20 protein-coding genes and 1 pseudogene are annotated in these 21,284 nt (G+C 68.5%); 10 read left to right on the top strand and 11 right to left on the bottom strand.

What is annotated here, in order from left to right:
- Nucleotides 1–92: 92 nt before the first annotated feature.
- On the bottom strand, nucleotides 93–689 hold the full coding sequence (locus AC6CHX_RS06715; RefSeq protein ID WP_498272738.1) for a thioredoxin domain-containing protein: 597 nt from the start codon (nucleotides 687–689) through the stop codon (nucleotides 93–95).
- A 21-nt stretch (nucleotides 690–710) separates the two neighbouring features.
- Nucleotides 711–1,055: pseudogene (locus AC6CHX_RS06710) on the bottom strand (MauE/DoxX family redox-associated membrane protein); the annotation flags it as partial.
- 640 nt (nucleotides 1,056–1,695) lie between these two features.
- On the opposite strand from AC6CHX_RS06710, the gene AC6CHX_RS06705 reads away from it, so the two are divergent.
- The 4 genes from AC6CHX_RS06705 to AC6CHX_RS06690 all read left to right on the top strand — a co-directional run bounded on the left by AC6CHX_RS06705 (nucleotide 1,696) and on the right by AC6CHX_RS06690 (nucleotide 5,340).
- On the top strand, nucleotides 1,696–2,268 hold the full coding sequence (locus AC6CHX_RS06705; protein ID WP_498272165.1) for a helix-turn-helix domain-containing protein: 573 nt from the start codon (nucleotides 1,696–1,698) through the stop codon (nucleotides 2,266–2,268).
- A gap of 138 nt (nucleotides 2,269–2,406) precedes the next feature.
- Nucleotides 2,407–3,657 carry a hypothetical protein gene (locus tag AC6CHX_RS06700; protein ID WP_498272164.1) on the top strand — a complete coding sequence of 417 codons (1,251 nt, stop codon included), beginning with the start codon at nucleotides 2,407–2,409 and terminating at the stop codon, nucleotides 3,655–3,657.
- A 239-nt stretch (nucleotides 3,658–3,896) separates the two neighbouring features.
- Nucleotides 3,897–4,700, top strand: coding sequence for a hypothetical protein (locus AC6CHX_RS06695; RefSeq protein WP_498272163.1), 804 nt, complete (start codon nucleotides 3,897–3,899; stop codon nucleotides 4,698–4,700).
- Between the two features lie 142 nt (nucleotides 4,701–4,842).
- Nucleotides 4,843–5,340, top strand: coding sequence for an ECF transporter S component (locus tag AC6CHX_RS06690; RefSeq protein ID WP_498272162.1), 498 nt, complete (start codon nucleotides 4,843–4,845; stop codon nucleotides 5,338–5,340).
- 14 nt (nucleotides 5,341–5,354) lie between these two features.
- Here the strand turns inward: AC6CHX_RS06690 and AC6CHX_RS06685 are convergent, their stop codons facing one another.
- The 4 genes from AC6CHX_RS06685 to AC6CHX_RS06670 form a co-directional block, all read right to left on the bottom strand.
- Nucleotides 5,355–6,698, bottom strand: a complete 1,344-nt coding sequence (locus AC6CHX_RS06685) for a threonine/serine exporter family protein (RefSeq protein ID WP_498272161.1) — start codon at nucleotides 6,696–6,698, stop codon at nucleotides 5,355–5,357.
- Nucleotide 6,699: 1 nt separating this feature from the next.
- Nucleotides 6,700–8,055 carry an anaerobic C4-dicarboxylate transporter family protein gene (locus tag AC6CHX_RS06680; RefSeq protein WP_136041758.1) on the bottom strand — a complete coding sequence of 452 codons (1,356 nt, stop codon included), beginning with the start codon at nucleotides 8,053–8,055 and terminating at the stop codon, nucleotides 6,700–6,702.
- Entirely contained in the window at nucleotides 8,052–8,792 is a 741-nt protein-coding gene (locus AC6CHX_RS06675; protein WP_136041759.1) for a Type 1 glutamine amidotransferase-like domain-containing protein, read from the bottom strand. Before AC6CHX_RS06675 ends, AC6CHX_RS06680 begins: the two co-directional genes overlap by 4 nt.
- 100 nt (nucleotides 8,793–8,892) lie before the next feature.
- Nucleotides 8,893–9,630, bottom strand: a complete 738-nt coding sequence (locus AC6CHX_RS06670; RefSeq protein ID WP_498272160.1) for an SGNH/GDSL hydrolase family protein — start codon at nucleotides 9,628–9,630, stop codon at nucleotides 8,893–8,895.
- 174 nt (nucleotides 9,631–9,804) lie between these two features.
- On the opposite strand from AC6CHX_RS06670, the gene wecB reads away from it, so the two are divergent.
- The 6 genes from wecB (at nucleotide 9,805) to AC6CHX_RS06640 (ending at nucleotide 15,262) form a co-directional block, all read left to right on the top strand.
- On the top strand, nucleotides 9,805–10,956 hold the full coding sequence (gene wecB, locus AC6CHX_RS06665; protein WP_498272159.1) for a non-hydrolyzing UDP-N-acetylglucosamine 2-epimerase: 1,152 nt from the start codon (nucleotides 9,805–9,807) through the stop codon (nucleotides 10,954–10,956).
- A gap of 36 nt (nucleotides 10,957–10,992) precedes the next feature.
- Nucleotides 10,993–12,339 carry an XrtP-associated glycosyltransferase gene (locus AC6CHX_RS06660; RefSeq protein WP_498272158.1) on the top strand — a complete coding sequence of 449 codons (1,347 nt, stop codon included), beginning with the start codon at nucleotides 10,993–10,995 and terminating at the stop codon, nucleotides 12,337–12,339.
- Entirely contained in the window at nucleotides 12,339–12,887 is a 549-nt protein-coding gene (locus AC6CHX_RS06655) for a hypothetical protein (RefSeq protein ID WP_498272157.1), read from the top strand. Before AC6CHX_RS06660 ends, AC6CHX_RS06655 begins: the two co-directional genes overlap by 1 nt.
- Before the next feature lie 140 nt (nucleotides 12,888–13,027).
- On the top strand, nucleotides 13,028–14,158 hold the full coding sequence (locus AC6CHX_RS06650; RefSeq protein WP_498272156.1) for an MFS transporter: 1,131 nt from the start codon (nucleotides 13,028–13,030) through the stop codon (nucleotides 14,156–14,158).
- Nucleotides 14,159–14,195: 37 nt separating this feature from the next.
- Nucleotides 14,196–14,726: a cytochrome C5 gene (locus AC6CHX_RS06645; RefSeq protein WP_498272155.1), complete on the top strand. Its 531-nt coding sequence runs from the start codon at nucleotides 14,196–14,198 to the stop codon at nucleotides 14,724–14,726.
- Between the two features lie 131 nt (nucleotides 14,727–14,857).
- The gene (locus AC6CHX_RS06640; protein WP_498272154.1) at nucleotides 14,858–15,262 is read left to right on the top strand and encodes a hypothetical protein; all 405 of its coding nucleotides are present in this window, start codon (nucleotides 14,858–14,860) and stop codon (nucleotides 15,260–15,262) included.
- 149 nt (nucleotides 15,263–15,411) lie between these two features.
- Here the strand turns inward: AC6CHX_RS06640 and AC6CHX_RS06635 are convergent, their stop codons facing one another.
- From AC6CHX_RS06635 to AC6CHX_RS06615, 5 genes are all read right to left on the bottom strand, one after another.
- Complete coding sequence (locus tag AC6CHX_RS06635) at nucleotides 15,412–16,416, bottom strand: magnesium and cobalt transport protein CorA (RefSeq protein WP_136041767.1); 1,005 nt, start codon at nucleotides 16,414–16,416, stop codon at nucleotides 15,412–15,414.
- A gap of 305 nt (nucleotides 16,417–16,721) precedes the next feature.
- Complete coding sequence (locus AC6CHX_RS06630; protein WP_498272153.1) at nucleotides 16,722–18,764, bottom strand: RCC1 domain-containing protein; 2,043 nt, start codon at nucleotides 18,762–18,764, stop codon at nucleotides 16,722–16,724.
- Nucleotides 18,761–19,987 (bottom strand): signal peptidase I, encoded by a 1,227-nt coding sequence (locus tag AC6CHX_RS06625; RefSeq protein ID WP_498272152.1) that lies wholly within the window; start codon nucleotides 19,985–19,987, stop codon nucleotides 18,761–18,763. Before AC6CHX_RS06625 ends, AC6CHX_RS06630 begins: the two co-directional genes overlap by 4 nt.
- Nucleotides 19,984–20,607, bottom strand: coding sequence for a SipW-dependent-type signal peptide-containing protein (locus tag AC6CHX_RS06620; protein WP_498272151.1), 624 nt, complete (start codon nucleotides 20,605–20,607; stop codon nucleotides 19,984–19,986). Before AC6CHX_RS06620 ends, AC6CHX_RS06625 begins: the two co-directional genes overlap by 4 nt.
- Before the next feature lie 15 nt (nucleotides 20,608–20,622).
- Nucleotides 20,623–21,189: a SipW-dependent-type signal peptide-containing protein gene (locus AC6CHX_RS06615; protein WP_498272150.1), complete on the bottom strand. Its 567-nt coding sequence runs from the start codon at nucleotides 21,187–21,189 to the stop codon at nucleotides 20,623–20,625.
- Between the last annotated feature and the right edge of the window lie 95 nt (nucleotides 21,190–21,284).

Raw genomic sequence — 21,284 nt, 5'->3', positions numbered from 1 at the left:
ACGATTGAGAATTACACGCGCTGTCGGCCGGAACCTGGGTTCACGATGAACCGGTGACATTTCGTCCAGCGCGAGAGACGAAACGTGAGTTTCTACGAGTTCCGTGCCCGAGGAAGTGGGCCAACCAGTGAGCCGGATCGCGCGCTGAGATCGAGAATCGCCTGACGCCCAGCGACAGGTTCCGCTAGAGCCATCCCACCGGCGCCGACCAGCACGGCCGCCGGGAATGCCGACACACGTAGGTGCTCCGCCAGCGGCCAACCACCGAACAGCGCGACTTCCAGCAATTCCGGATGGGCCATGCGGAACGCGTCGTCGGCTCCGGAGACGATGAGGACCAGCTCGACCGTCGGATCGAGCGCGTCCTGTAGTGGTCGCGGATCACGAAGCAAAGCATCGCACGACGGGCACCCAGGTCGAACCAGGAGGAGGAGCCGAGGCCGCCCCTCGAGCATGTCATGCAGCCTCACCGGCTCCTGGCCGACGGTCAGCATGTACAGGTCGGGGAGCACCGAGCCGGTGAGTTCTCCATCTTGCCGGGCGGAAGCAGCGGCGGAGGAGCGGCGCAGAGAGGAGAAGAACGCCGCCGTGATTCCCGCGAGGAAGAGGGCTGCGGCGCTCCAGATCCAGTCATCGGCGTCGAACCCGGCGAGAGTAGTGGGGACGCTGTCGGACCCGACGGAGGCCATGACGGCCGTTCCTATCGCGGCGAGGAACAGCAGGCCGTTCCGAATCACGACCGACGAGCTGATGGGTGTTCGGCTTGACCCGAAGCAACCGCAGTCGAACTGTTCCCCACGGGACAAAGCCCGTGCCGTCACGAAGAGGAACGCCGCTGTCACGCCCACCGACACCCATCCCGCGAGGACCCATATCGCTCCCGCGGTGGTCACGAGGAGAACCCCGAGAGCAATCTCCAAAACGGGGAACAGGATCGCCACGCTTCGCCTACGGAGGACTGCAGGGAGCCCGAAGTTCTCAAAGGTGTTCAGTACAGCGCCAGAACGTCCCATCTTCGAGATGCCCGCCGCGACCAAGACAGCAGCAAGCACCATCGGAAAGACAATAAGCCCGTGCACGTCTTCGACCCTCTCATGCCAGAAAGGTCACTGGTTCGCTCAAACGAACATTCCGTGCGGGTGCCGTCATTTGGGCGGGTGAATCGAGGGTGAAGGAGGGCATTCCCACCGCTCGGCCTCACTAGCGTGCAAGAGGCAGCCTCCTCTGTGCACACAAGGGCGGCTCGCCGTCCATTGCAGGGGAGGGCATGGAATTGTTCTCATTTGCCGACGGCGCACGACGGCGCATGACGGCCCGTGACGCGCACCCGCGTCAGCGCGAACGCCTTCTCGCAACGCATGGTGGGGGAGCGCTGTGAGAAAACGGGGAGCGGGCATACAGAGGGGTGTCGCCCTCAACGGTCAACGGGCGAAAGACTGGCTCGAGGCCAGGGGGTGGCGAACCAGTTCGATGAATCCGCAAGTTTTCGCTGACGTCTTCGACGCCTCCAGTTTCGCCTACTCACGAACCTGGCTCGGGCCTGGTGAGTATGTCCGGGAAGCAAGCGCGTCGGCCAGTTCGAGAGACCGTGTTTCAGCGCTTCTCCTCGTTGAGGGTAGCGCCCAGATCGGTCTGGACAACCTTCGCTCGAATTTTGGAGTCGGTGACCTGGCTCTGGCGAGGGACGACTCGAGTGTGAAGATCTCAGCGCAGGCTCCCGTGGCTCTCTACGAGATCGTCACCGACTACACCCGAATCGGTCTGGCTCGGTATGAGCTCCCCGCGACCTCAGGGCCGCACTCGGCATCGCCCGACTACTGGCCCGCCCTCACCGGTGTTTTGAACCAGGTCTTCGGCTCCTCTGTCGCCGTGGACGACTTCGGTATCGGCGGGATCCGGACAGCGGTGGACAGTCTCCTGCTCGCCTCTCTCAAAGAATCTTCAGCCATGGCCGAGCAGAAGCGAGCGATACCGGAACGTCAACTTCTGCATCGAGCGCGCAAGATCATCCAGGACGAAGCACATTCCCCTGCGCTGACCGTCGCGCGGCTTGCGGAGCACGTGCGCATTTCCCGCGCACACCTCCACCGCGTGTTCGCGGCCGATCGATCGACGCCCCTCGCTGAGATCCGAGCAGCGCGACTCGAACTCGCTCGTCTGTATCTTTCGGAGGACGAGAAAGCGACCGATGCCGACCTGCTCGATGTCGCTCAGCGGTCCGGCTTCCCCACGGTCGCGGCCATGCGGCGCGCTCTGCGGCGACGATGAAATCCCCGAGAGATTTGTCTCGTGAATGGTCCGAAATGTCGCGCATCCCTCTCGCGAGGGAGTGCGAGGCGATCACCCGTGTCAGCCTCGGGTCACCCGAGCGTCATGCCACCCACGCCGCTCAGAACTGAGGATGCTATGGAAAACAATGAAATGACCCCGGCCACGGTGAACGGCTTTTCTCGCCGTACCATCGTGCAGGGAGCGGCGTGGTCCGTGCCTGTTATCGCGGCGGCGATCGCGACTCCGCTTGCTGCGGCCTCCACAGGGACCCCGACCCTCGCCTTCATCAATGGGCCGTATGCCGCCAGCGCATGCGGCACTCTGGGTGACGTCGTCCTTCAGGCTACAAGCGACGGCACCACGCCCGTCACTCCCGGCACACTGGTGACCGTCACGCTTCCGGCGGGTCTGACCTGGTCGGACGGCACCTCCGCTCCCCGGGTGTTGCCCGCCAATGGGAGCGGCCAGGTAGTACTCGCCGGACTCACCGCCAGCGCACTCGGCGGTACGCCGACGATCTCCGCCTCGTTCCCCGGCGCAGACACCTCGGCACCCGTGGCCGTGACGGCAGCGAGCAGCCTTGCCGTTGCGTGGGACACAAACGGATCCACCGCGAACTTCCCGACTGTGCCGGCCAACGCGATTCCCGTGGGTGCCTCGTTCTACCTCGCCCCCAACGGCAACCTCTACAACGGAAACACGCTCGTGGACACGAATGTGAGTTCTGCGACCGGCTACTTCGACGGCGCCTACACGATCAACTACGTCAAGAACGGCGGCTCGTTCGCGTGGAACAGCAACGGTTCGACGGCGAGCTACCCGAACGTGCCCGTCGATGCCGTCGCAGTCGGTGCCTCGTTCTTTCTCGCCCCGAACGGCGATCTCTACAACGGGAACACCCTCGTCGGCCAGAACGTCAACTCTGCGATCGGCTACTTCAACAGCGGCGCGTACACGGTCAACTACGTCACGGACGACGGTGGATCCGCGTGGAACTCCAACGCGTCCACCGCAACCTACCCGAACGTGCCCGCGGACGCCGTCGCGGTCGGTGCTGAGTACTTCCTCACGCCGAGCGGCGACCTGTACCTCCAGAACAGCGTCGTGGCACAGAATGTGAACTCTGCATCCGGTTACTTCACCAACGGCGCTTACGCGGTCAACTATGTCACGGACAGCGGGGCGACCGCATGGAACACCAACGGCTCGACGGCGAGCTACCCCAACGTGCCTACTGACGCGGTTGCGATCGGCGCTGAGTACTTCCTTGCGCCGAACGGGGACCTCTATCTCCAGAACAGCGTGATCGCGTCCAACATCCCTGCCGCGATCGGTTACTTCAACAGCGCATACACGATCAACTACATCCAGAACCCCGCGTGCTGATCACTTGAACGAATAGCGGCACCCGTCCTCGGAACGGGGTCGGCTCGGATACTCGAGCTGGCCCCGTTCCCTCTGTGCCGGAGTGCAAGTGGTGCGCGTGACCGCCGAATAGAGCCAGTGAACAACCTTTGATGTCGTACGGAGACGCCCCCTTGAGAAGCTCTCATTCAGCCCACCTGCCGTCACCGTCGGGCGTGAAACGACGCACTGTTATTGCGGCAGCAGCGTGGAGTATCCCCGTGGTCACCGCCACAGTGGCGGTTCCTCTTGCTGCCGCATCGGTGGTGCCAGCCGATTTAGTCTTTGACGTCGTACCGTTGGCGGAGGCTGACGCGCCGTACGGCAGCACTGCAGTCCGGGTTTCGAACACGAGCGCGACCGACTACGACGGACCGCTCACCCTCACGACTCCAGCCTGGGGAACTGTCGAATCCTTCGCGGTGACCGGCGCCACAGCGGTTACGGTCGGCTCGGACCGGGTGTGGACTATTCCGGCGGTGTTGATTCCCGCGAGCCAGTCTGTCGTCATCCCATTCAAGTGGACGGGGCCGTTCCCACTGCTCGCTGAGGGGCAACCGCTGACGGTGGCCGCGGATGCTTCGAGAGGAACTGTTCGCGGGTCGGGGGCCGTCGTCTCGCCGCACCAGCAGCTGTGGTTCGCGGTGACGCCGGGCGGCGACGGCAGCGCGGCGGGCACGCCATCCTTCTTCATCGGCAACACCACGGAAACGACGTTGGCTTCATCGGCGACAGCGATCCGTGCCAGCCTGTGGTCCTTCCCGTTGACCTCCTCGCAGCCGATCGTTGCGGGAGGCGTGAGATACGCGGGCGCCCGGGTTGCAGACGGCGGCACGATCATCACCCGCTATGTCGTCCCCACGCCTGTTCCGGCACGGGATGGGAAGCTGTTGTTCGCGATCGAATGGAGCAGCCGCACTGCCGCCGCCCAGCAGCATCAGCCCATTCGATCGATTACCACGGCGGCCGGTGTGACCATTTCGGCTTTGGGTTCAACGATGCTTCACTCCGCCTACGCCGACTGACTTTCGACCCCGCATTCGGGCCGGAGCGACTGCGGCTGCCACCGCTCGACCGGGCCGTCGCTCGCGGGCACCGCTCTAAGCTCGAGGGGTGGATGGGGAGAGGCCGGAGAGAGCCCGGGGAATACCGACGAGTGCGCTCCTGGTGACCGCAGCCTTCGGCGCCGTCCAGTCCCTGCTCTTCGTCGCCCTCGTGCCGATCACGAGCGTGCTCGCGGTCTCCTCGCCTCCGGCGTACGCGCTGGTCGCCAGCATCCACGGTCTGATGCCGTTCCTCGCGCGCGTGATCACCCGGACCCCGGGAATGGCGACGTCCGCGGCCTTCGTGACGGGGCTCCTGACCTCCGCCGTCTCGCCCATCGGGCCGCTGGCGGCCGTGCCCATGCTGATCGCCGGGCTCGCGCTCGATCTCTCGCTGCCCCTGCGGCGCGGGCAGCAGCCGACCGCGGCCCGCATCCTGCTCGCCGGCGCGATCGTCGGCGTCGTGCTGTTCTTCGTCGCGCTCCCGGTCTTCTCACCCGACCATCTGGTCCCGCCGGTGCTGCTGGCCACACTCGCCGCGCGGATCGTCGGCGAACTCGCGATCGCGTCCGTGGTGATCGCCCTCCGGCGGCTCCTGACGCGAGCCGGCGTGGCCCGCTAGCCGGTCCGCGTCGCCTACCTCCGGCGATCCGCCCGGTTCAGGCCCAGCCGCCGCCAGGGTTCGGCGATCCGCGACCAGACGGACGGCTCCCGCTCCGCTTCCGGAGCGGCGGGCAGCGCCACGGCGAACTGCACGAACTCCTCCGCCCCGTGATGCACCACCCGGTACAGCGCGGTGCCGATCAGCACGCCGAGGGCGATCGACATGATCGAGGTGAGCGCGGCCGTGAAGTCGGCGAGTCCGTTGTCGGTCGCGAACGCCTCGGTGAGGCCCACGAGCCCCGCGGCACCCGGCACGAGCAACCAGAACGCGGGGAGGAAGGTGAGCTGCGACGGAGCACCGTGACGCAGTCCGGCGATCCAGAACACGACCGGCGTCACAGCGACCGCCCCCACGAAGCCGCCGATCGTGGGGTCGATGAACTCGGTCCCCGCCCACTGCCCGACGTACGCGACCACCAGCGCGAGGAGCACCCATCCGAACGTCGAGGCGGGGGCGGAGAAGTGCAGGTAGTTGCCGAGCGCGAACACCAGGACGCCGAGCATGCCGACCCACCAGGGGAGGAAGGAGGAGGCGGCGAGCGGCTCATATGACCGGGACTCCACCCCGACGACCGCGCCGGCGGCGAGGATGCCGAAGGCCAGCAGCGCGAGCTGCACGAATCCGTAGACCAGACGCGCGGCCCCGGAGATCATCTGCCCGGCGGCGAGTTCGACGGTGGCGGTGGTGAGCACGCCTCCGGGGAGGAACGTCACCAGCGGCGCGATCAGCAGACGGATGGGGTCGCCGATCTCGATCACTTCCGCGAGGAGGAAGACCGCGCCCGCACACACGAAGGCGGCCGCGATCGGCAGGATCAGCTGCAGCGTCGGGGAGCGGACGAGCTTGAGCAGACCGATGCCGAACCCGAGCACGAACGCGACGATCACGCCCTGCCAGGTCGGCGCCAGCAGCAGCGCGAGACCGGCGGTGAGCACGCCGTGTCCGAGGGTGCGGGTGACCCACCCCAGTCGCGGCCGCATCGCCCCGATCTCGTTCAGCCGGCGGATGCCGTCGAGCGGGGGGACGGCGCCGGTCCGCGCCTCCCCGATCAGGTCGTACAGCGCCGCGATCTGATCGAAGCGGAACGAGGCGTTGGTCGCTGAGCGGATGGCGACCCTGGACTCATCCGACTCGCCGGTCTCGACGAGGATGATCGTCGGCAGCACCGCGAAGTTGGTGGCGTCGCCGCCGTACGCCCTCGCGATGTCGGTGAGGGTGTCGCGGATGCGGTCGACGGACTCCGCCGAGGCGTTCATCCCCTGCGCCAGTCCGAGCAGGAACTGGCGGAGCGCCGACCGGTCGACGGTATCGGTCATGTCAGCTGATCAGGAACGAGAGGCCGACTCCGACGATGATGGCGACTCCCACGTAGACGAGGTTCGGCAGCTGGAACGAGTGGTCGAAGACGTACTTGCCCATCTTCGTCGTGCCGGTCTGGTCGAAGGCGACGGTCGCGACCTGGCTGCCGTTGGCCGGCAGGGTGTAGATGCCCATCGTCGCCGGCCACAGTCCCACCAGCAGCGGTGCCGGGAGTCCGATCGTGATGCCGATCGGGACGATCGCGTTGGTCGCGCTCGACTGGCTGGTGGTGAGCATCGCGACCGCGAACAGTGCCATCGCGAACAGCAGCGCTCCGAGGAACGCCGAGGATCCGGAGACCACCGATCCGAGGCCGTCGACGATGAGCGTCTGGTTCGCCGCGACGAAGGTGTTGGCGAGCCACGCGATACCGAAGAGAGCGATCGCACCGACGATGCCGGCGGGGAACGTGGGCTGCTTGGGGACGTCGGCGGCCTTGACCTTGCAGAACACGAAGATCAGGGCGGCGATGATGCCCATCGTGACCTCGATGATGACCGTGACGCTGAGGCGCACCGGGTCGCCGGCGTCGTCGGTGCCGATCACGGGTCGCAGTCCCTCGAACAGGCCGAAGAACACGATCACGCCGACGCCGATGAGGAAGAGCGTGGCCGAGAGCACCGCGGTCTTCGGCAGCTTGTTCTCGTGCGCGTCGACCTGCGGCGGCTTGATCTGTCCCTCGGTCAGACGGCGCTGGAACTCCGGGTCGTCTTCGAGGTCCTTGCCGTGGCGCATCATGACGAGCGCGGCGACGAAGAGCCCGGCGATGGAGGCCGGCCACATGATCAGCAGCAGCTGGCCGAGATCGACGCCCTGCGGGGCGAGCAGCACGACCATCGAGGCGGTCGCGGCCGAGACGGGCGAGCAGAGGATGCCGACCTGCGAGGCGACGGCCGAGACCGACAGTGCGCGCTCGGGGCGGATCTTCTGCTGGTACGAGACGTCGTAGATCACGGGCAGCAGCGGGTAGAAGATGTTTCCCGTGCCGGCGCCGACCGTGAACAGGAACGACATCGCCGGGGCGAGGAACACGACGGATTTCGGCTTGCGCCGGATCACTTTCGCCGCGACCGACACCATCCAGTCGATGCCGCCGGCGGCTTGCATGGTGGATGCCGCGGTGATGACCGTGATGACGATGAACACCGCATCCACCGGGGCGTTGCCCGGTGCTTCGCCGAACACGAAGATGAGCACGGCCACGCCGACCAGGCCCCAGACGCCGAGACCGATCCCGCTCGTGCGGGTGCCCATGTAGATCGCGCCGATGACGACGATCAGCTGCGCGATGAGGATCCACACGTTGTCGTTCATGACGACGGTCCCTTCACGATCGGGGCGTTCCCGGTGAGCACGGTCGTCGGGAGCTTCGTCTCGACGATCTTCCCGTCGATCGCTTCGACCCGGAGCGCGAGAGCATCCTCGACCGGGCTGATCGCGGTGACGAACTCGGAGTTCTCGAAGTGCAACGACTGCAGGTTGCCGACCGCGTATCCGGTGGAGAGCTCGCCGCTCAGCAGCGAGGCGTGGAAGAGGGGTCGGCGCTGATCCTCGGCGTCGTAGTGCGGGCAGAAGCTGCCGTGCAGGAAGCCGAGTCCCTCGGGGAGCACCTGCAGGGTCGGGCCGTAGCTGTCGGTGGTGCCGCCCTCGAACCAGCAGATGCCGCCGGCGCTGCCCCCGGTGAACACGACGTTCGAGTCGGGGTCCTCCCACATCTCGCGCATGATCTCGTCGAGGCCCTGACGCTTCCAGACGTCGAGCATGTTCGCGGTGTTGCCGCCGCCGACGTGGATCACGTCGAAGCCCTTCACGAACCCGGCCAGGTCGTCCACCGCGCGGTGGAACAGCGGCAGGTGGTGCGGCGCGCACCGGTCCGAGTCGTAGGTCGAGTAGAAGCTCAGGATGTACGCGGCGTCATCGCCGGTCGCCGTCCCGACGAAGAGGACCCGGGGTCGCTCCTTGCCGGTCAGCTCGAGGATGTAATCGTGCGTCGGGTCGTTCCGACGCTCCATCATGGCCTTCCCGGCCCCTGTTGCCACCACGTGAGACATGCCCCCACCTCTCGACTGCGAATGCGCTCAACTTAGCGGGGCGCCGAGGCCGTCGTCCAGAGTGCTTTCACCCCGGGCGGGCGACCTGGCGGACGGGTGCTCAGCCGTTGACGCGTGCGGTGGCGACGAGACCTTCGAGGAGGGCGTGCGTGCGCGCCCGAGGTCCGTCGGGGCGGATGCCGAGCACGTTCGCGAGCTCGAGTGCCAGCGCGGCGTGGCCGGTGGCGCTCGGGTGGAACGGGTCGTTCATCAGCCCCCACGGCACGCCGCCCGCGCCGAGCTCGGCGAATCGCGCGAACTGGTCGACGAGGATCACGTCTTCGCTCGCGGCGACCTCGCGCACGGCCTGGGCGAACTCGCCGATCCGCGCCCGCTCCGGGGCGTTGCGGGTGTCGATCGCTGGCGGGGTCTGCAGCACCGGGATCGCCCCGAGAGCGCGCACCCGCGCCACGAAGTCCCGCAGTGAGCCCGCGTAGTCCGCCGCCGAGATCACCTCGCGGGGTCCGCCGTCGGAGGCGTCGTTGGTGCCGATCATGAGGGTGACGACATCCGGCCGCCAGGACGCGACGCGGCGGTCCCAGTCGCCGAGGAGGTCGACGATGCGGTTGCCGCTGATGGCCGTGTTGAGCACGATGTCGCGCACGCGCTCGAGTTCGCCGCGGATCAGCTCGTGCAGGTGCTCCGGATAGCTGCGACCACCCTGCGTGTGCACCAGGCCGTGCGTGATCGAGTCGCCCGTGATGATCCAGTTCAGCGGAGCCGGATCGGCCAGTGCGGCGGCGAGGCGGCGAAGGTCGGCGGCGGCGGATGCGGGAGCGGGGGATTCGGCGTTCGACACGGCTCCGAGCCTATCGGCGGAGCGGCTCCCGTCGACGAATGCCGGAACGTCGATATACGCACCCGAATTCACGCGGTCGACGGACGCGGTGACACGTACTGTCGGTGCGGACCCACCGGCAACCACTCATCACGTCGGCCACGGGAAGCCTCCCGGGGGCCGATCGAGGTACCCATGAACAAGTGCTCGACACCATCCGCATCCGCCCACCTGCCGACATCTTCGGTGATGGTCGTGTTCGGAACCCGCCCCGAGATCGTCAAGCTCGCCCCGCTGGTCCGCAGCCTCGGCGATGCCGCATACGTCGTCCACACCGGTCAGCACTACGACCGCGACATGTCGGCCGTGTTCCTGAAATCCTGCGGAATCACACGGGTGCACCGCCAGCTTCGGATGGGCGGGCTCCCGCGAGCCGCGCAGATCGGCCGCGGGGCCGAGCAGATCGCCGAGACCATCGCCCAGGTCGAGCCGAGCTACGTCGTCGTGCAGGGAGACACGAACGCGACGATCGCGGCCGCCCTCGCGGCGAACGCTTCGGGTGTGCGGCTCGGCCACGTCGAAGCAGGGCTCCGCGCCAACGATCGCCGGATGCCCGAGGAGCACAACCGGATCATGGTCGACCACATCGCCGACGACCTGTTCGCGGCGACCCTGGCGAACCGCGCCAACCTGCTCGCGGAGGGCATCGACGAGGAGCGTATCCTCGTCACCGGCAACCCCGTGGTCGAGGCCGTGCAGGCACAGCGTGCCGCTGCGGGGCCCGACGTCGACGAGCTGGAGCGCCTCGGTCTCGAGCCCGAGACGTACGTGCTCGCGACGCTGCATCGGCAGGAGAACGTCGATTCGCCGGACAACCTCCTCGCGACGCTGCATGCGTTCAACGAGATCGCCGTGTCGGGATGGCCGGTCGTCTTCCCGGTGCACCCGCGGACGCGCGCGATGCTGACGGCCCTCGGCGCGGAACACCTGCTCGATGCGCTGATCGCCGAGGAGCCGTATACCTACGAGCGGTTCCTCGCTCTCGCCTCGCACGCCGCGGTGCTGGTCTCCGACTCCGGCGGCATCCAGGAGGAGGCCACGGTGCTCGGGCGACCGGTGCTCGTCGTCCGCGACTCGACCGAGCGACCGGAGGCGCTGGGATCCTTCACCCGGCTGGTCACCCCGCAGACCCTCGCGGGAGAGACCTCCGCCCTGCTCTCGACGGTCACCCGCACCCTCGCCGACCTCGATGCCCTCCCGTCGCCGTTCGGCGACGGTCACGCCACGGAGCGCATCGCGGACCACATCCGCGCTGCGGTCGCCGGCGCGCGCGACGAGAGCGCATGATGCATCCTCGGCTGGCCGCTGCTCTTCGAGGTCGCGATGCTCGTCGCCGCTAGCGCCATATCGTTCATCGTCACGCTGACGTTCCTCGTCTACGTGTTCATGATCATCGTTCCCTTCCTGCGCCGCACGCCGGACCCCGATGGTCGCGTGGATGCTTTCGCCTGGCACATCTTCGTGCCCTGTCGGGATGAGGAGGTCGTCATCTCGCGAACCATCCGGATGCTCCGCTCCACGGTGCCGGAGGCACACGTGTGGGTGATCGACGACGACAGCGACGACCGCACGGCGTCGATCGTCGCAGCCGCCGCAGAGGCGGACGCCTTCGTGCACCTCGTCCAGCGCCGGCGCCCCGACGCGAGGACCGGCAAAGGGGATGCGCTCAACGCGGCGTACTTCGCGCTGAACGCGTTCCTCCCCGCCGACACCGACCGCTCGCGCGTCGTCGTGTGCGTCGTGGATGCCGATGGCGAAGTGGCCGAGAACATCCTCCGCAAGGCCGCCTCACCCCACGCGTTCGGAGACCCCGAGGTCGGGGCGGCGCAGGTCACCGTCTTCATGAAGAACCGAGACGATCGGCGCCCCGTCCCGGATGCCGGGTGGGCCCGCAACACCTTCGGACGATTCCTCATCCGGATGCAGGACCTCGAGTTCCGCGGACCGATCGCCGCGATCCAGTCCCTCCGTGGCTGGACCGAGACCGTCGGGCTCGGCGGCAACGGCCAATTCACGCGCCTCTCGGTTCTGGACGACATCGCCGCGAGATCGGACAGGCCGTGGCACGGTTCTCTTCTGGAGGACTACGAGCTGGGGATCCACGTGCTGCTGGCGGGGCACAAGAACCGTCACCTGCACGACACCTACGTCGCCCAGGAGGCGCTGCACGACTTCCGGCGGTTCACGGTCCAGCGCACGCGCTGGGCGCAGGGGAACATGCAGTGCATCCGCTACATCCCCGAGATCGTCCGGTCTCCGATGCTCACGAACGCCGGCATTCTCGAGATCTGCTACTACCTGCTTCTCCCGGTCTTCCAGGTGGTGGCCAGCCTCGCCGCGGTGACCTTGGTCATCGGGGCGATTGTGGGAGTGGTCTCCGGGGCCTTCGCGCTCCCCTGGGGCATCCTGCCCGTCCTCGGCATCCTCTTCCTCCTGTTCGGCATCGGCCCCTTCTTCATCTGGGGGCCGCTCTACCGGCGGTACAGCGAGCCCGATGCCGGATTCTGGACGGGGGTCCTCTGGGGATTCGGGATGTGGGTGTACGACTACTACGTCTATCTGACGGGTGCCCGCGCTCTCTACCGGATCGTCCGCGGCCGGAACGGGTGGGCGAAGACCCGCCGCAACGCGGAGATCGACGTGGCCGGTCCGATCGCGAAGGACGCCTGATGCAGCGCACCGCTTCCGCGCCTCCCACCGTTCGCGTCAGGACTCCTCGCCGCTCTTCGCTCGCGATGAAGCTGCGGTTGCTCGCGGGAGTGGGGTTGATCGCCGCCGCTGTCGTGCTCGTCTTCCTCGAGGCGCAGGTCGTCTTCCTCGAAACGGAACTCGCCCGCCTCTGGCTGCCCGTGATCGGCGCGGGCGCGCTCGACGCCGCGATCGAATCCCCGGTGGCTTTCCTCGCGGCGCCGCTCTGGGTGCTCGGGGGTGTGATCCTGGCAGCGACGCGCGTGAGTGGGCGCCGAGTGTGCATGTCGGTGGTGCTCTCCACGGTGCTGATCCTGGCGACGAATCAGCTGCGGCTCGGCGTCGTCGCGGGGGGAGCGGTGGCGGCGGGATTCGCTGAGGGCTACGAGGTCGCTCTGCGTCTGGGTGGGTCCGTGCTGAGCATCCTCGGGTTCAGTGCCGCCTATCTGGTGTTCGTGATCGTGATCGCCGCCCTGCCCCTGTTCGGCCGGAGGCGGACTCCGTCGGCCGGAACTCCTGCGGTACGGTAGGCGGGTGAGCCCTGAGTCGGATAGACGCTAGATCGCGGGTGTGAGCGCACGTCGTGCGCTCCCCGCATCCTCGTCGACCTCACTCACCCGCCGCACGGCGCGCCTCGGAGCGCGCGCGGCTCTGCGCGTCTGGATGCTCCATGCCTCTGCTCATCCCTGTCCTCGCTCTGGCGATCTTCGCCCAGGGCACCAGCGAGTTCATGCTCGCCGGTCTTCTGCTCCCCCTCTCCGCCGACCTCGGTGTCGACCCGTCGACCGCCGCCCTGCTGACCTCCGCCTTCGCGGTGGGCATGGTGGTGGGTGCGCCGCTGATGGCCGTGTTCGCCAGCCGCTGGCGTCCGCGGCAGACCCTCGTGCTGCTCCTCGTGATCTTCATCGCCGCGCATGTCATCGGCGCCGTGGCCTCGTCGTTCCCGCTGCTGCTCCTCACCCGAGTGCTCGCCGCCCTGGCGAACGCCGGTTTCCTGGCGATCGCTCTGGCCACCGTGCGGGGAATCGTCGCACCCGCCCAGACGACCAGGGCCGTCGCCGTGCTGCTCGCGGGCACCACGCTCGCCACGATCGTGGGCGTGCCTGTGGGCGCGATGCTCGCGAACGCCTTCGGGTGGCGCTCGACCTTCTGGGCCGTGGTGCTGCTCTGCCTTCCCGCGGTCGTCGCACTCCTCCTCGACCGCACGCTCGGCGCTGTCCCGCGCTCGCCGCAGATCGACGTGCGCACCGAGGTCGCCGAGCTGCGTCGCCGCCCCGTTCTCGTGGCCGTGGTGCTCGCCGTCCTCGTGAACGCCGCGACCTTCGGGGTGTTCACGTTCCTCGCCGTCATCGGAGCGGATGCCGGGGTCGGAGCCTCGTGGATCCCGCTGCTTCTTGCGGTGTTCGGGGTCGGTGCCTTCCTCGGGGTCGCGGCCACCGGTCGATGGGCGGCCCGCCGACCGCGCACGTGGATCATGGTCGGTGCCGCGGCCACGACCGTCGTCTGGGTGGTCTTCGGCCTCGCCGCCGCGTCGATTCCGGCCGTGTTCGTCGGTGCGCTGATCGGCGGGCTGCTGTCGTTCGCGGTCGGCTCCTCGCTGATCGCGCGCATCGTCGGTGAGGCCGAGGGAGCACCGGTGCTCGGCGGCGCCTACGCCACGGCGGCGTTGAACCTCGGCGCGGTCGGAGGGCCTGTGCTCGCCGGCATCGGGTACTCGGGCGTCGGTGCGCCGGGCGTGCTGTTCGTCGCGGCGGGGATCACCGCCGTCGGGGTGATGCTCACGCCGCTGCTGCGACGATGATCGCCCCGTACCGCGATGGATGCGAAAGACTGGAGGCATGACTTCGCCTCTGCTCGACTCGCTCCTCGCCCGCATCGTCGAGAGCGGGCTGCTCGAAGACCCGATCGCCGAGAACGGCCTCGTCTACGGACGGGCGAGCATCGATGCGGCCGGCACCGTGGTGAACGTGAACATCGATCCGGAGCTCGACGAGCACGGCGAAGATGTCGACCATGAGGCACTGGTCGCGGCGGTCTCGCGCATCCTCTCGGTCGGGGAGTCCCGGTGGCGGGCCATCGTCGACGAGGTCGCCACCGACATCGATGACGCCGTCGACGACGAGCCCGTGATCGAGCAGATCGACCTGCGTGACGACCTCGAGGCCACGTCGGTCGTCGTCTTCGCGGACGCCGTGCTGCTCGCTTTCCTCGCCTCGAAGCAGTTCCCGGAGTCGCGGATCCTGGTGCAGCTCGACGAGGAGCTCGAGGTCGAAGGTGTCGAGGTGCGCGAGCTCGACGGCACCGAGACCATCGACTTCGACACCCTCGACGAGCTGCTCGACGAGATCAGCCGCGCCGACGAGAGTTGAGTTGTCGCGAGTTCAGGCCGTCCCGCCGGATCAGGCGATTGAGCCGAGAATTTGCCTGATTCGGCGCGATCGCCTGACGTGCGCGGTCGCCTGAGTGGCGACAGGCCGCGGAGGGATGGGAAAGGGAACGGATGAGCAGCAGCGCGGGCTCCGTCTCGCCCCCGGAATCGCGCCGGCCGGGACGCGGGAGCATCCTGCCGTCGGTGCTGGGCTCGGCGGTGGTCGGATGCGTGGTGGCCTGGTGGATCACGGTGCCGCAGCGGGTGCCCGTGCTGTCCGACGCCGACCTGGCGGACGTGCGGTTCGGGTTCCCGCTGCCCTGGATCACGCAGGACCATTCGTCGAACCCGTTCGCGGCGTATCCGGCCGACGTCGCCCTGCGGCTCACCGGTCGGACCGGCATCCCCTATCCGACCACCTACGACTGGCTGCCGTTCATCGGCGATGCGCTGATCTGGGGCGCCGCGGCCTGGGTGCTCGGGATGCTCGTTGTTCCGGCGGTGGTTCGCACGATGCGCGCGAGGTCAGAACCCTGAGCTGTTCGACCGAGCTCGCATTCTGCGCGTACGAGACTCGAACCCGCACCTCGTGAGGCACATCGCCGGGCGGAGAACTCCGCGTCGGGCGGAAGAATACGCCGGGATCCTCCGCCCGACGGCGAGTTCTCCGCCTGGCGCGGCGGCGCCTACAACCACTTCTTGTAGCGGAAGACCCCGTACAGCGCGACGGCGAACGCGGCCATCGCGCCGATCGCCATCGGATAGCCGAAGGCCCAGTGCAGCTCGGGCATCACGTCGAAGTTCATGCCGTAGACCGTGCCGACCAACGTCGGCGCGAAGATGATCGCCGCCCAGGAGGAGATCTTCTTGATCTCGTCGTTCTGTGCGAGCCCGGCCTCGGTCTGACGGCGGGCGACGAGTGCGGAGTGCACGGTCAGCGCGTTCTCGAGGATCGCCCGGAAGGAGTCGACCCGTTCGTTGACGCGGATGGTGTGGTCGAGCACATCGCGCAGGGAGCGCTGCAGTTCCTCGTCGATGCGGTACTTCTCCGATCCGCGACGCAGCCACTCCAGCATCCCGTTCAGCGGGTGCACGGCCCGCTGGAAGTTGATGACCTCGCGGGAGAGCTCGTAGATGCGGCGGGAGAGCGCGCTGTCGTCATCGCCGTCGCCGAAGAGCTGGTCCTCGATCTCGTCGATGTCGTTCAGCAGGCCCGCAACGATCGGCTCGTACCCGTCGACCACCTCATCGAGGATCGCGTAGAGCACCGCCTCGGGGCCCATCGCGAGCAGCTCGGGGTTGGCCTCCATGCGCATCCGCACCGCGGCGAGGTTCGGCGACTCGGCGTGGCGGATCGTCACCACGAAGTCGGGGCCGACGAACAGGTGCAGCTCGCCGAACTCGATCGACTCCTCCTTGTCGCGGTAGCGCGCCGGACGCAGCACGGCGAAGAGCGTGTCACCGTAGCGCTCCACCTTCGAGCGCTGGTGCCCGGAGAGGGCATCCTCGACGGCGAGCGGGTGCAGGTCGAACTCACGGGCGACCGACGCGACCTCTTCGGGGCTGGGTCGATACAGGCCGATCCAGGCGATGCCGCCCGCGGCATCCAGCATCCGGTAGGTCTCGTCCAGGTTCTTGGGGGTCTCCACGCGACGTCCGTGGACGTACACGCCGTTGTCGATGAGCGCCATGATTCGGCTCCGTTCTCGCAGGTGCACGGCAGCAGCAGAGAGCTCCGTGCGCGGATTCGTCAGGGGGCGGATGACGCCGCCGACGGCTGCGGGAAGGACGTGCGAGAGCGGACCGGAAAGGTCAACGCATCAGTGCAGGGAGTCTCGACGCAGCGAGGGCGGCGTCGTAACTATCACCGGACATCGCCATCACCGCCTTTCGGGACTCTTCGGGCCGAGCGACCCAAGGGGTCAGCATACTCCTGCCGCCTGGGAGGAGGCGTACGGGTGATGGTCTGCGGCTCGGGCGCGGGCTGGTGGCGCGGTCATCCGAGAACCGTCATATAGGTGTCGTACCAGGAGGCGGCGATCATCGTCGCCGTATGCGCGAGGGGGACGCGGACGGGTGTGCTGAAGGTCCCTGCGGTGTTGCCGACTCCGGCGCCACCGGTGTCGTTCAGCCCCGCGAAGTAGACAGCGCCCGTGTTGAGAAGGAACAGGGTCGTGTCGTTGGCCATGGCGACGTCGGTGACCACGCTGCCGGCGGGCATCGCCACCGCGGTCAACGTCGTACCCGGGGTGGCGGAGCTGCCGATGCCCTGCGAGCTGCTGGTGTTCGCGCCGAGGGCGTAGACCGAGCCGTCGGTCATGATGACGAGCATCCGATACTGCCGGACGATGACCTTCGCGGCGGTCTTGCCCGCAGGCAGCGCTTTCTCCACGAGGTAGAACGTGCCGCTGCCTCCGTACGCCGCCGTGCCCGCCGTCAACAGTCGACCGTCCTCGGTGACCACGGCCGACGAGTGCCAGCCGATCCCCCCGGAGACGACCCCCGTGATCGGCGTGCTCGGTGCGGTGAGCATGACCAGTCCCGTCGAGCCGGCCGCGGCGCTGACCGCGCTCCCCTGCGCGGAGTACCCGTAGCTGTCGGCGCCGGCGACCATGGCCTGCCCGTTCTCCAGCACCATGAGGACCGCTCCGTAGGGGTTGACCTCCGCGGTGAGGGCGCCGGAGGGCATCGTGTAGTTGTCGCTCACGCGCTGCCAGTAACGGGTGTTCGTGTAGCCCGTGCCGAAGCCGCTGAGCTCGTTGTCGCCCGTGGCCCAGACTCCGCCCGACGCGTCGACGGCGGTGGAGGAGAGCTGGTCGGTGCCGGTGCCGATGTAGGTGATGCCGCCGAGCTGGGCGCCCGGTCCGGTGAGTGCCGCGACGACGGTCGATCGACTCGTGGTGGTGCCGTCGCCGATGATGCCGGAGGCGTTGTAGCCACGCCCCCACAGGTTTCCGTTCTGGTCGGCGTAGAGCAGTGTCGAATAGCTGGAGCCGATCGCCGTGGCCCCGGTGATGGAGAGGTCGTCCCAGAGGGGGACGGCGCTGGTGCGCGCCACGCTCAGGTCATCCGAGCCGGTCTGCCCCTGCGCCGCGTAGCCCCATGCCACGAGCGGCACCGAGGTGACCGGCTGGGCCGACAGGATCGTGAAGGCTCGCGGGGACTCCACCCGCACCGGGCCCTGCGCGGGTTCCGAGCGGTTGCCGACCACCCGGAAGTCCACCGTCCCGGTGGCGCTCGTCGTGAAGGTGCCTTCACTGAGATCCGCGAACGGGCCCGACTCGAACGCGAGGCCGTCGGGGAGCACGATCGTCACCGCGGTGTTCGGCACGAGGGCGTTGGTGGTGATGTCGCGGACGGTCGCGGTGTAGATCGGCGTGCGTCGACGGTCCTGCAACGCCGGCGGCAGCGACGACGTGGCCGAGGTGCCGACCGGGATAACGCGGGAGATCGGCGGCGTCGTGGCGATCAGACCCGTCAGGGTGAGCGTATGTCCGAGATCGCAGGTCGCCGAGCCTCGCCCTCCGTCGAGGGTGCCGACGGCCACGGTCCGCGACGCGGGCGCCGATCGCCACTCGGTGCCCGCCCGCGTCCACACCGCGATCCCCACGCTCGCCCCCGCGAGCGGCCCCAGCGCCCCTTCGAGTTCTGTCGCGGTCACGGTGACCGTGTAGGTGTACAGCCCGGCGGCCGGCCCCGTCACCTGGATGCGATCGGTGGGAGCCTCGAAGCTCGCCCCGGCGCCGCCTGCGAATGTCGCCAGCATCCGTGCGGGATCGTCGAGCTCGGAGGTCCACCCGATGGTGACGCCGCTCATCGCCCCGTTCGTCCCTTCGTTCTCGGTCGTGCAGACCGTGATCGTGGGAACGTCGAGCGTGCCCGCCGCGACCGGTCCCTCGGCGTACTGGGCGTCGAGCCACGCGGCTTCCGTCGTGCTGAGGAGGGCATCACCGGCGACGCTCGCGGGAGCGACGGAGACCGTCAGCGCGGCGAGACAGGCCGCGGTGAGCAGGACGAGGAGTCGACGGAGCGCCTTCATTCCGTCCTCCTCGGGGCCGTGCGGCGGCGGGCGAGCAGGGCGATCCCGATTCCGACGAGCACCGCAGCGGGGGCGGCCAGCATCACGAAGCCGGAGCCACCGGTCGGCGGAAGCTCCGACTCGCCGTCGATGCCGGTGTCGACGGTGTCTCCGGCGGCAGTCGCCCGCACGGTGACGGATGCTCCGGCCGCGGCGGCCTCGGGAGTCTCGGGTTGCGCGGTGAGCGCGACCTGCACGTGGACCACCGCCGGCGTCGTGGCCGTGTCGAGCGGCTGCCACAGGCCGTCGGGAAGCAGGGGTCCTTCGGGGCGGAGCACCCGCTCACCGGAAGCGCACGTCCCGTCGGGCAGCCAGGGTTCGGCGCAATCGCGCACCTCGGCCCGCAGCCCGAACCGCGCATCGCCCGTCGACGAGAGCGCGAGCGCCAGTTCCCCGTCCGGAGGCGCCGCCGACGCATCCACATCGAGGTGCCAGAGGAGGGGGTCGAGCGGGTCCAGCCCCTGGACGCCGGCGCCGGCGAGGTCGGAGCGGACGACGAGGTAGTCGGACGTCGTCGCGGCATCGGCCGACAAAGGAGTGAGTGTGGCGCCCATGGCGGCCGCCGTGACGATGAGCACGGTCGCCAGTGCGCCCCGACCCGCGGAGACCTGCGTCGCGGTCTCCTCCGGCGGGGGCATCGGGCCGGGTGGCGCAGGATCGTCGTCGGAGCGCGTCGTCTCCCGCCGCGGCCAGAACGCCCACGCGACGAGGAACGCGGTGCCGAGGGTGAGTGAGCCGAGAACCCAGGGGTTGCCGAACTGCGCGATCACGGGCGCGAGATTCGGCACCGATCCGCGCACGATCCGCGCCTCGGTGATCGTGTAGCTCGTCGGGTCGTCCACCGGGTTGGCGTCGCCGCGCATCGTGAGGATGCGTTGCGCCGGGCCCGCGCCATCGCGCACGCTCGTGACCCGGTGGGTGATGGGCAGCGTGCCTGCGCGGTCGACCGTGACGACGTCGCCGACCACGATGTCGGATGCGGGGACCCGCTGGACCAGTGCGACCGAACCCGCGGGGATGGTGGGCGACATGGAACCTGTCTTGAACATCATCAGCGAGTAGCCGCCCGTGAACGCGAGGACGGCGAACACGATGCATGCGGCCCCACCGATCGCGGCCACGGCCAGCACCACATCCCGGACGAGGCGGCTCGTCCGGGCGGCACCGCGTGCGAAGGAGCTCATCCCGTGCTCCCCGTGATGACCCAGGTGGGAGTGAGGGCGACGCCCTGCGTGATCGCCGGCGCATCGATCGGCAGGGTCAGGACGATGCAGTACGTCACCGTCGAGCCGCCGGCGGCTGCGACCTGCTGGGCCGGAAGAACCGGGATCTGCGTGAGACCGGTGACCTCGACTCCCGGAGTGCTCGCGGTGCACTCGGGTGGGGTCGGATCCGTCGACGACGTCACCGAGGCGCGCACGAGCAGCGCATCCCGCAGCGCCGCCTCGGGACTGCCGGCGACCGGGTCCGCCGAGAGCGTGACGCCGCTCAGGGTGACGCTTCCGTCCACCGACCCCGTGCTCTGCACCTGCACCCAGGCCGCTGCGCTGTCGCCCGGATAGAGAGGAGCGAGCGTCCAGCTCAGCGCAGCGGGATCGGCCTCGGGATGCGTCGCGAACGCGCCGGCGTCTGTGCGGGATGCCAGGGCGAAGGTCCCCGCGGCGAACGGCGACCGAGCGATCTCACTGTCGGACCAGGAGGCGAGTGTGCCGGCCGACCCGACTCCCAGGAGCAGGGCGCAGGCGAGCAGAGCCTGAACGCGCGTGAGCGTTCCCAGGCCCCGGTCGCGCGTGCGCCGAACCACGATCTCGTCGTCCGGTTACTGGGAGACCGCGTCCCACTGCCAGAGGGCGGTGCCGGTCTCGCCCTGAGTGATCGTCGCGCCCGCGGTGACCTGCAGGCACAGGTACACGATGTCGCCCGGATCCATGGTGGCGGGCACGGCGGTGCCTGCGGCGAAGGCTGCGGCGTCACAGCCGAAGGCGGCCGTCGAAACCGCGCCGAAGGTCAACTGGCCGGTGAGGTCTCCGGTCACGACCGGCGCCACGGCCGTCAGCCCGGCCGGCGACGTGCTCGCCGCGGTCAGCTGCAGGGCGAAGGGCGCGTAGACGACGTCATCCGGTGAGAGGTTGTCGAAGCCCGTGCTGAACGTCAGCGTGGCCGCGTCGCCCTCCACCGCATGATCCGCCCACGTGGCGCCATCGGTCGAGCCTTGGAATTCGAATGTTCCTGCCGCGAAGTCGCTCGTCGCGAACTCCGAGTCATTCCACGCGGCGAGTGTCAGCGCGGAACCCACGCCGACGACGAGCCCACCGGCGAGGACGGCGAATATTCTCCTTCGGTTCAGAGCGGAGCGCTCCGATCCCGTCAAAGCAGTGCGAACCATGATTCCTCCTGGTCATCCTGCTCCCCCGCGTGAAGCATAGCCATCGGCAGGGTCCCGCATAAGGGGTCGTTCGCGCGCAGGTCGGCACCGAGTTG

The organism is Microbacterium sp. GQ128, assembly GCF_059758615.1.
Note: the sequence above shows the minus strand (reverse complement) of the source record. Positions and strands in the feature narration are given on the sequence as shown.

Bases quoted from the DNA above. Each gene is read 5' to 3' on its own strand.
- AC6CHX_RS06640 (WP_498272154.1), top strand. From the start codon at position 14,858: ATGAGCAGCAGCGCGGGCTCCGTCTCGCCCCCGGAATCGCGCCGGCCG.
- AC6CHX_RS06685 (WP_498272161.1), bottom strand. From the start codon at position 6,698: ATGACCGATACCGTCGACCGGTCGGCGCTCCGCCAGTTCCTGCTCGGA.
- AC6CHX_RS06655 (WP_498272157.1), top strand. From the start codon at position 12,339: ATGCAGCGCACCGCTTCCGCGCCTCCCACCGTTCGCGTCAGGACTCCT.
- AC6CHX_RS06635 (WP_136041767.1), bottom strand. From the start codon at position 16,416: ATGGCGCTCATCGACAACGGCGTGTACGTCCACGGACGTCGCGTGGAG.
- AC6CHX_RS06630 (WP_498272153.1), bottom strand. From the start codon at position 18,764: ATGAAGGCGCTCCGTCGACTCCTCGTCCTGCTCACCGCGGCCTGTCTC.
- AC6CHX_RS06660 (WP_498272158.1), top strand. From the start codon at position 10,993: ATGCTCGTCGCCGCTAGCGCCATATCGTTCATCGTCACGCTGACGTTC.
- AC6CHX_RS06675 (WP_136041759.1), bottom strand. From the start codon at position 8,792: ATGTCTCACGTGGTGGCAACAGGGGCCGGGAAGGCCATGATGGAGCGT.
- AC6CHX_RS06700 (WP_498272164.1), top strand. From the start codon at position 2,407: ATGGAAAACAATGAAATGACCCCGGCCACGGTGAACGGCTTTTCTCGC.
- AC6CHX_RS06715 (WP_498272738.1), bottom strand. From the start codon at position 689: ATGGCCTCCGTCGGGTCCGACAGCGTCCCCACTACTCTCGCCGGGTTC.
- AC6CHX_RS06680 (WP_136041758.1), bottom strand. From the start codon at position 8,055: ATGAACGACAACGTGTGGATCCTCATCGCGCAGCTGATCGTCGTCATC.
- AC6CHX_RS06645 (WP_498272155.1), top strand. From the start codon at position 14,196: ATGACTTCGCCTCTGCTCGACTCGCTCCTCGCCCGCATCGTCGAGAGC.
- AC6CHX_RS06650 (WP_498272156.1), top strand. From the start codon at position 13,028: ATGCCTCTGCTCATCCCTGTCCTCGCTCTGGCGATCTTCGCCCAGGGC.
- AC6CHX_RS06625 (WP_498272152.1), bottom strand. From the start codon at position 19,987: ATGAGCTCCTTCGCACGCGGTGCCGCCCGGACGAGCCGCCTCGTCCGG.
- AC6CHX_RS06615 (WP_498272150.1), bottom strand. From the start codon at position 21,189: ATGGTTCGCACTGCTTTGACGGGATCGGAGCGCTCCGCTCTGAACCGA.
- wecB (WP_498272159.1), top strand. From the start codon at position 9,805: ATGAACAAGTGCTCGACACCATCCGCATCCGCCCACCTGCCGACATCT.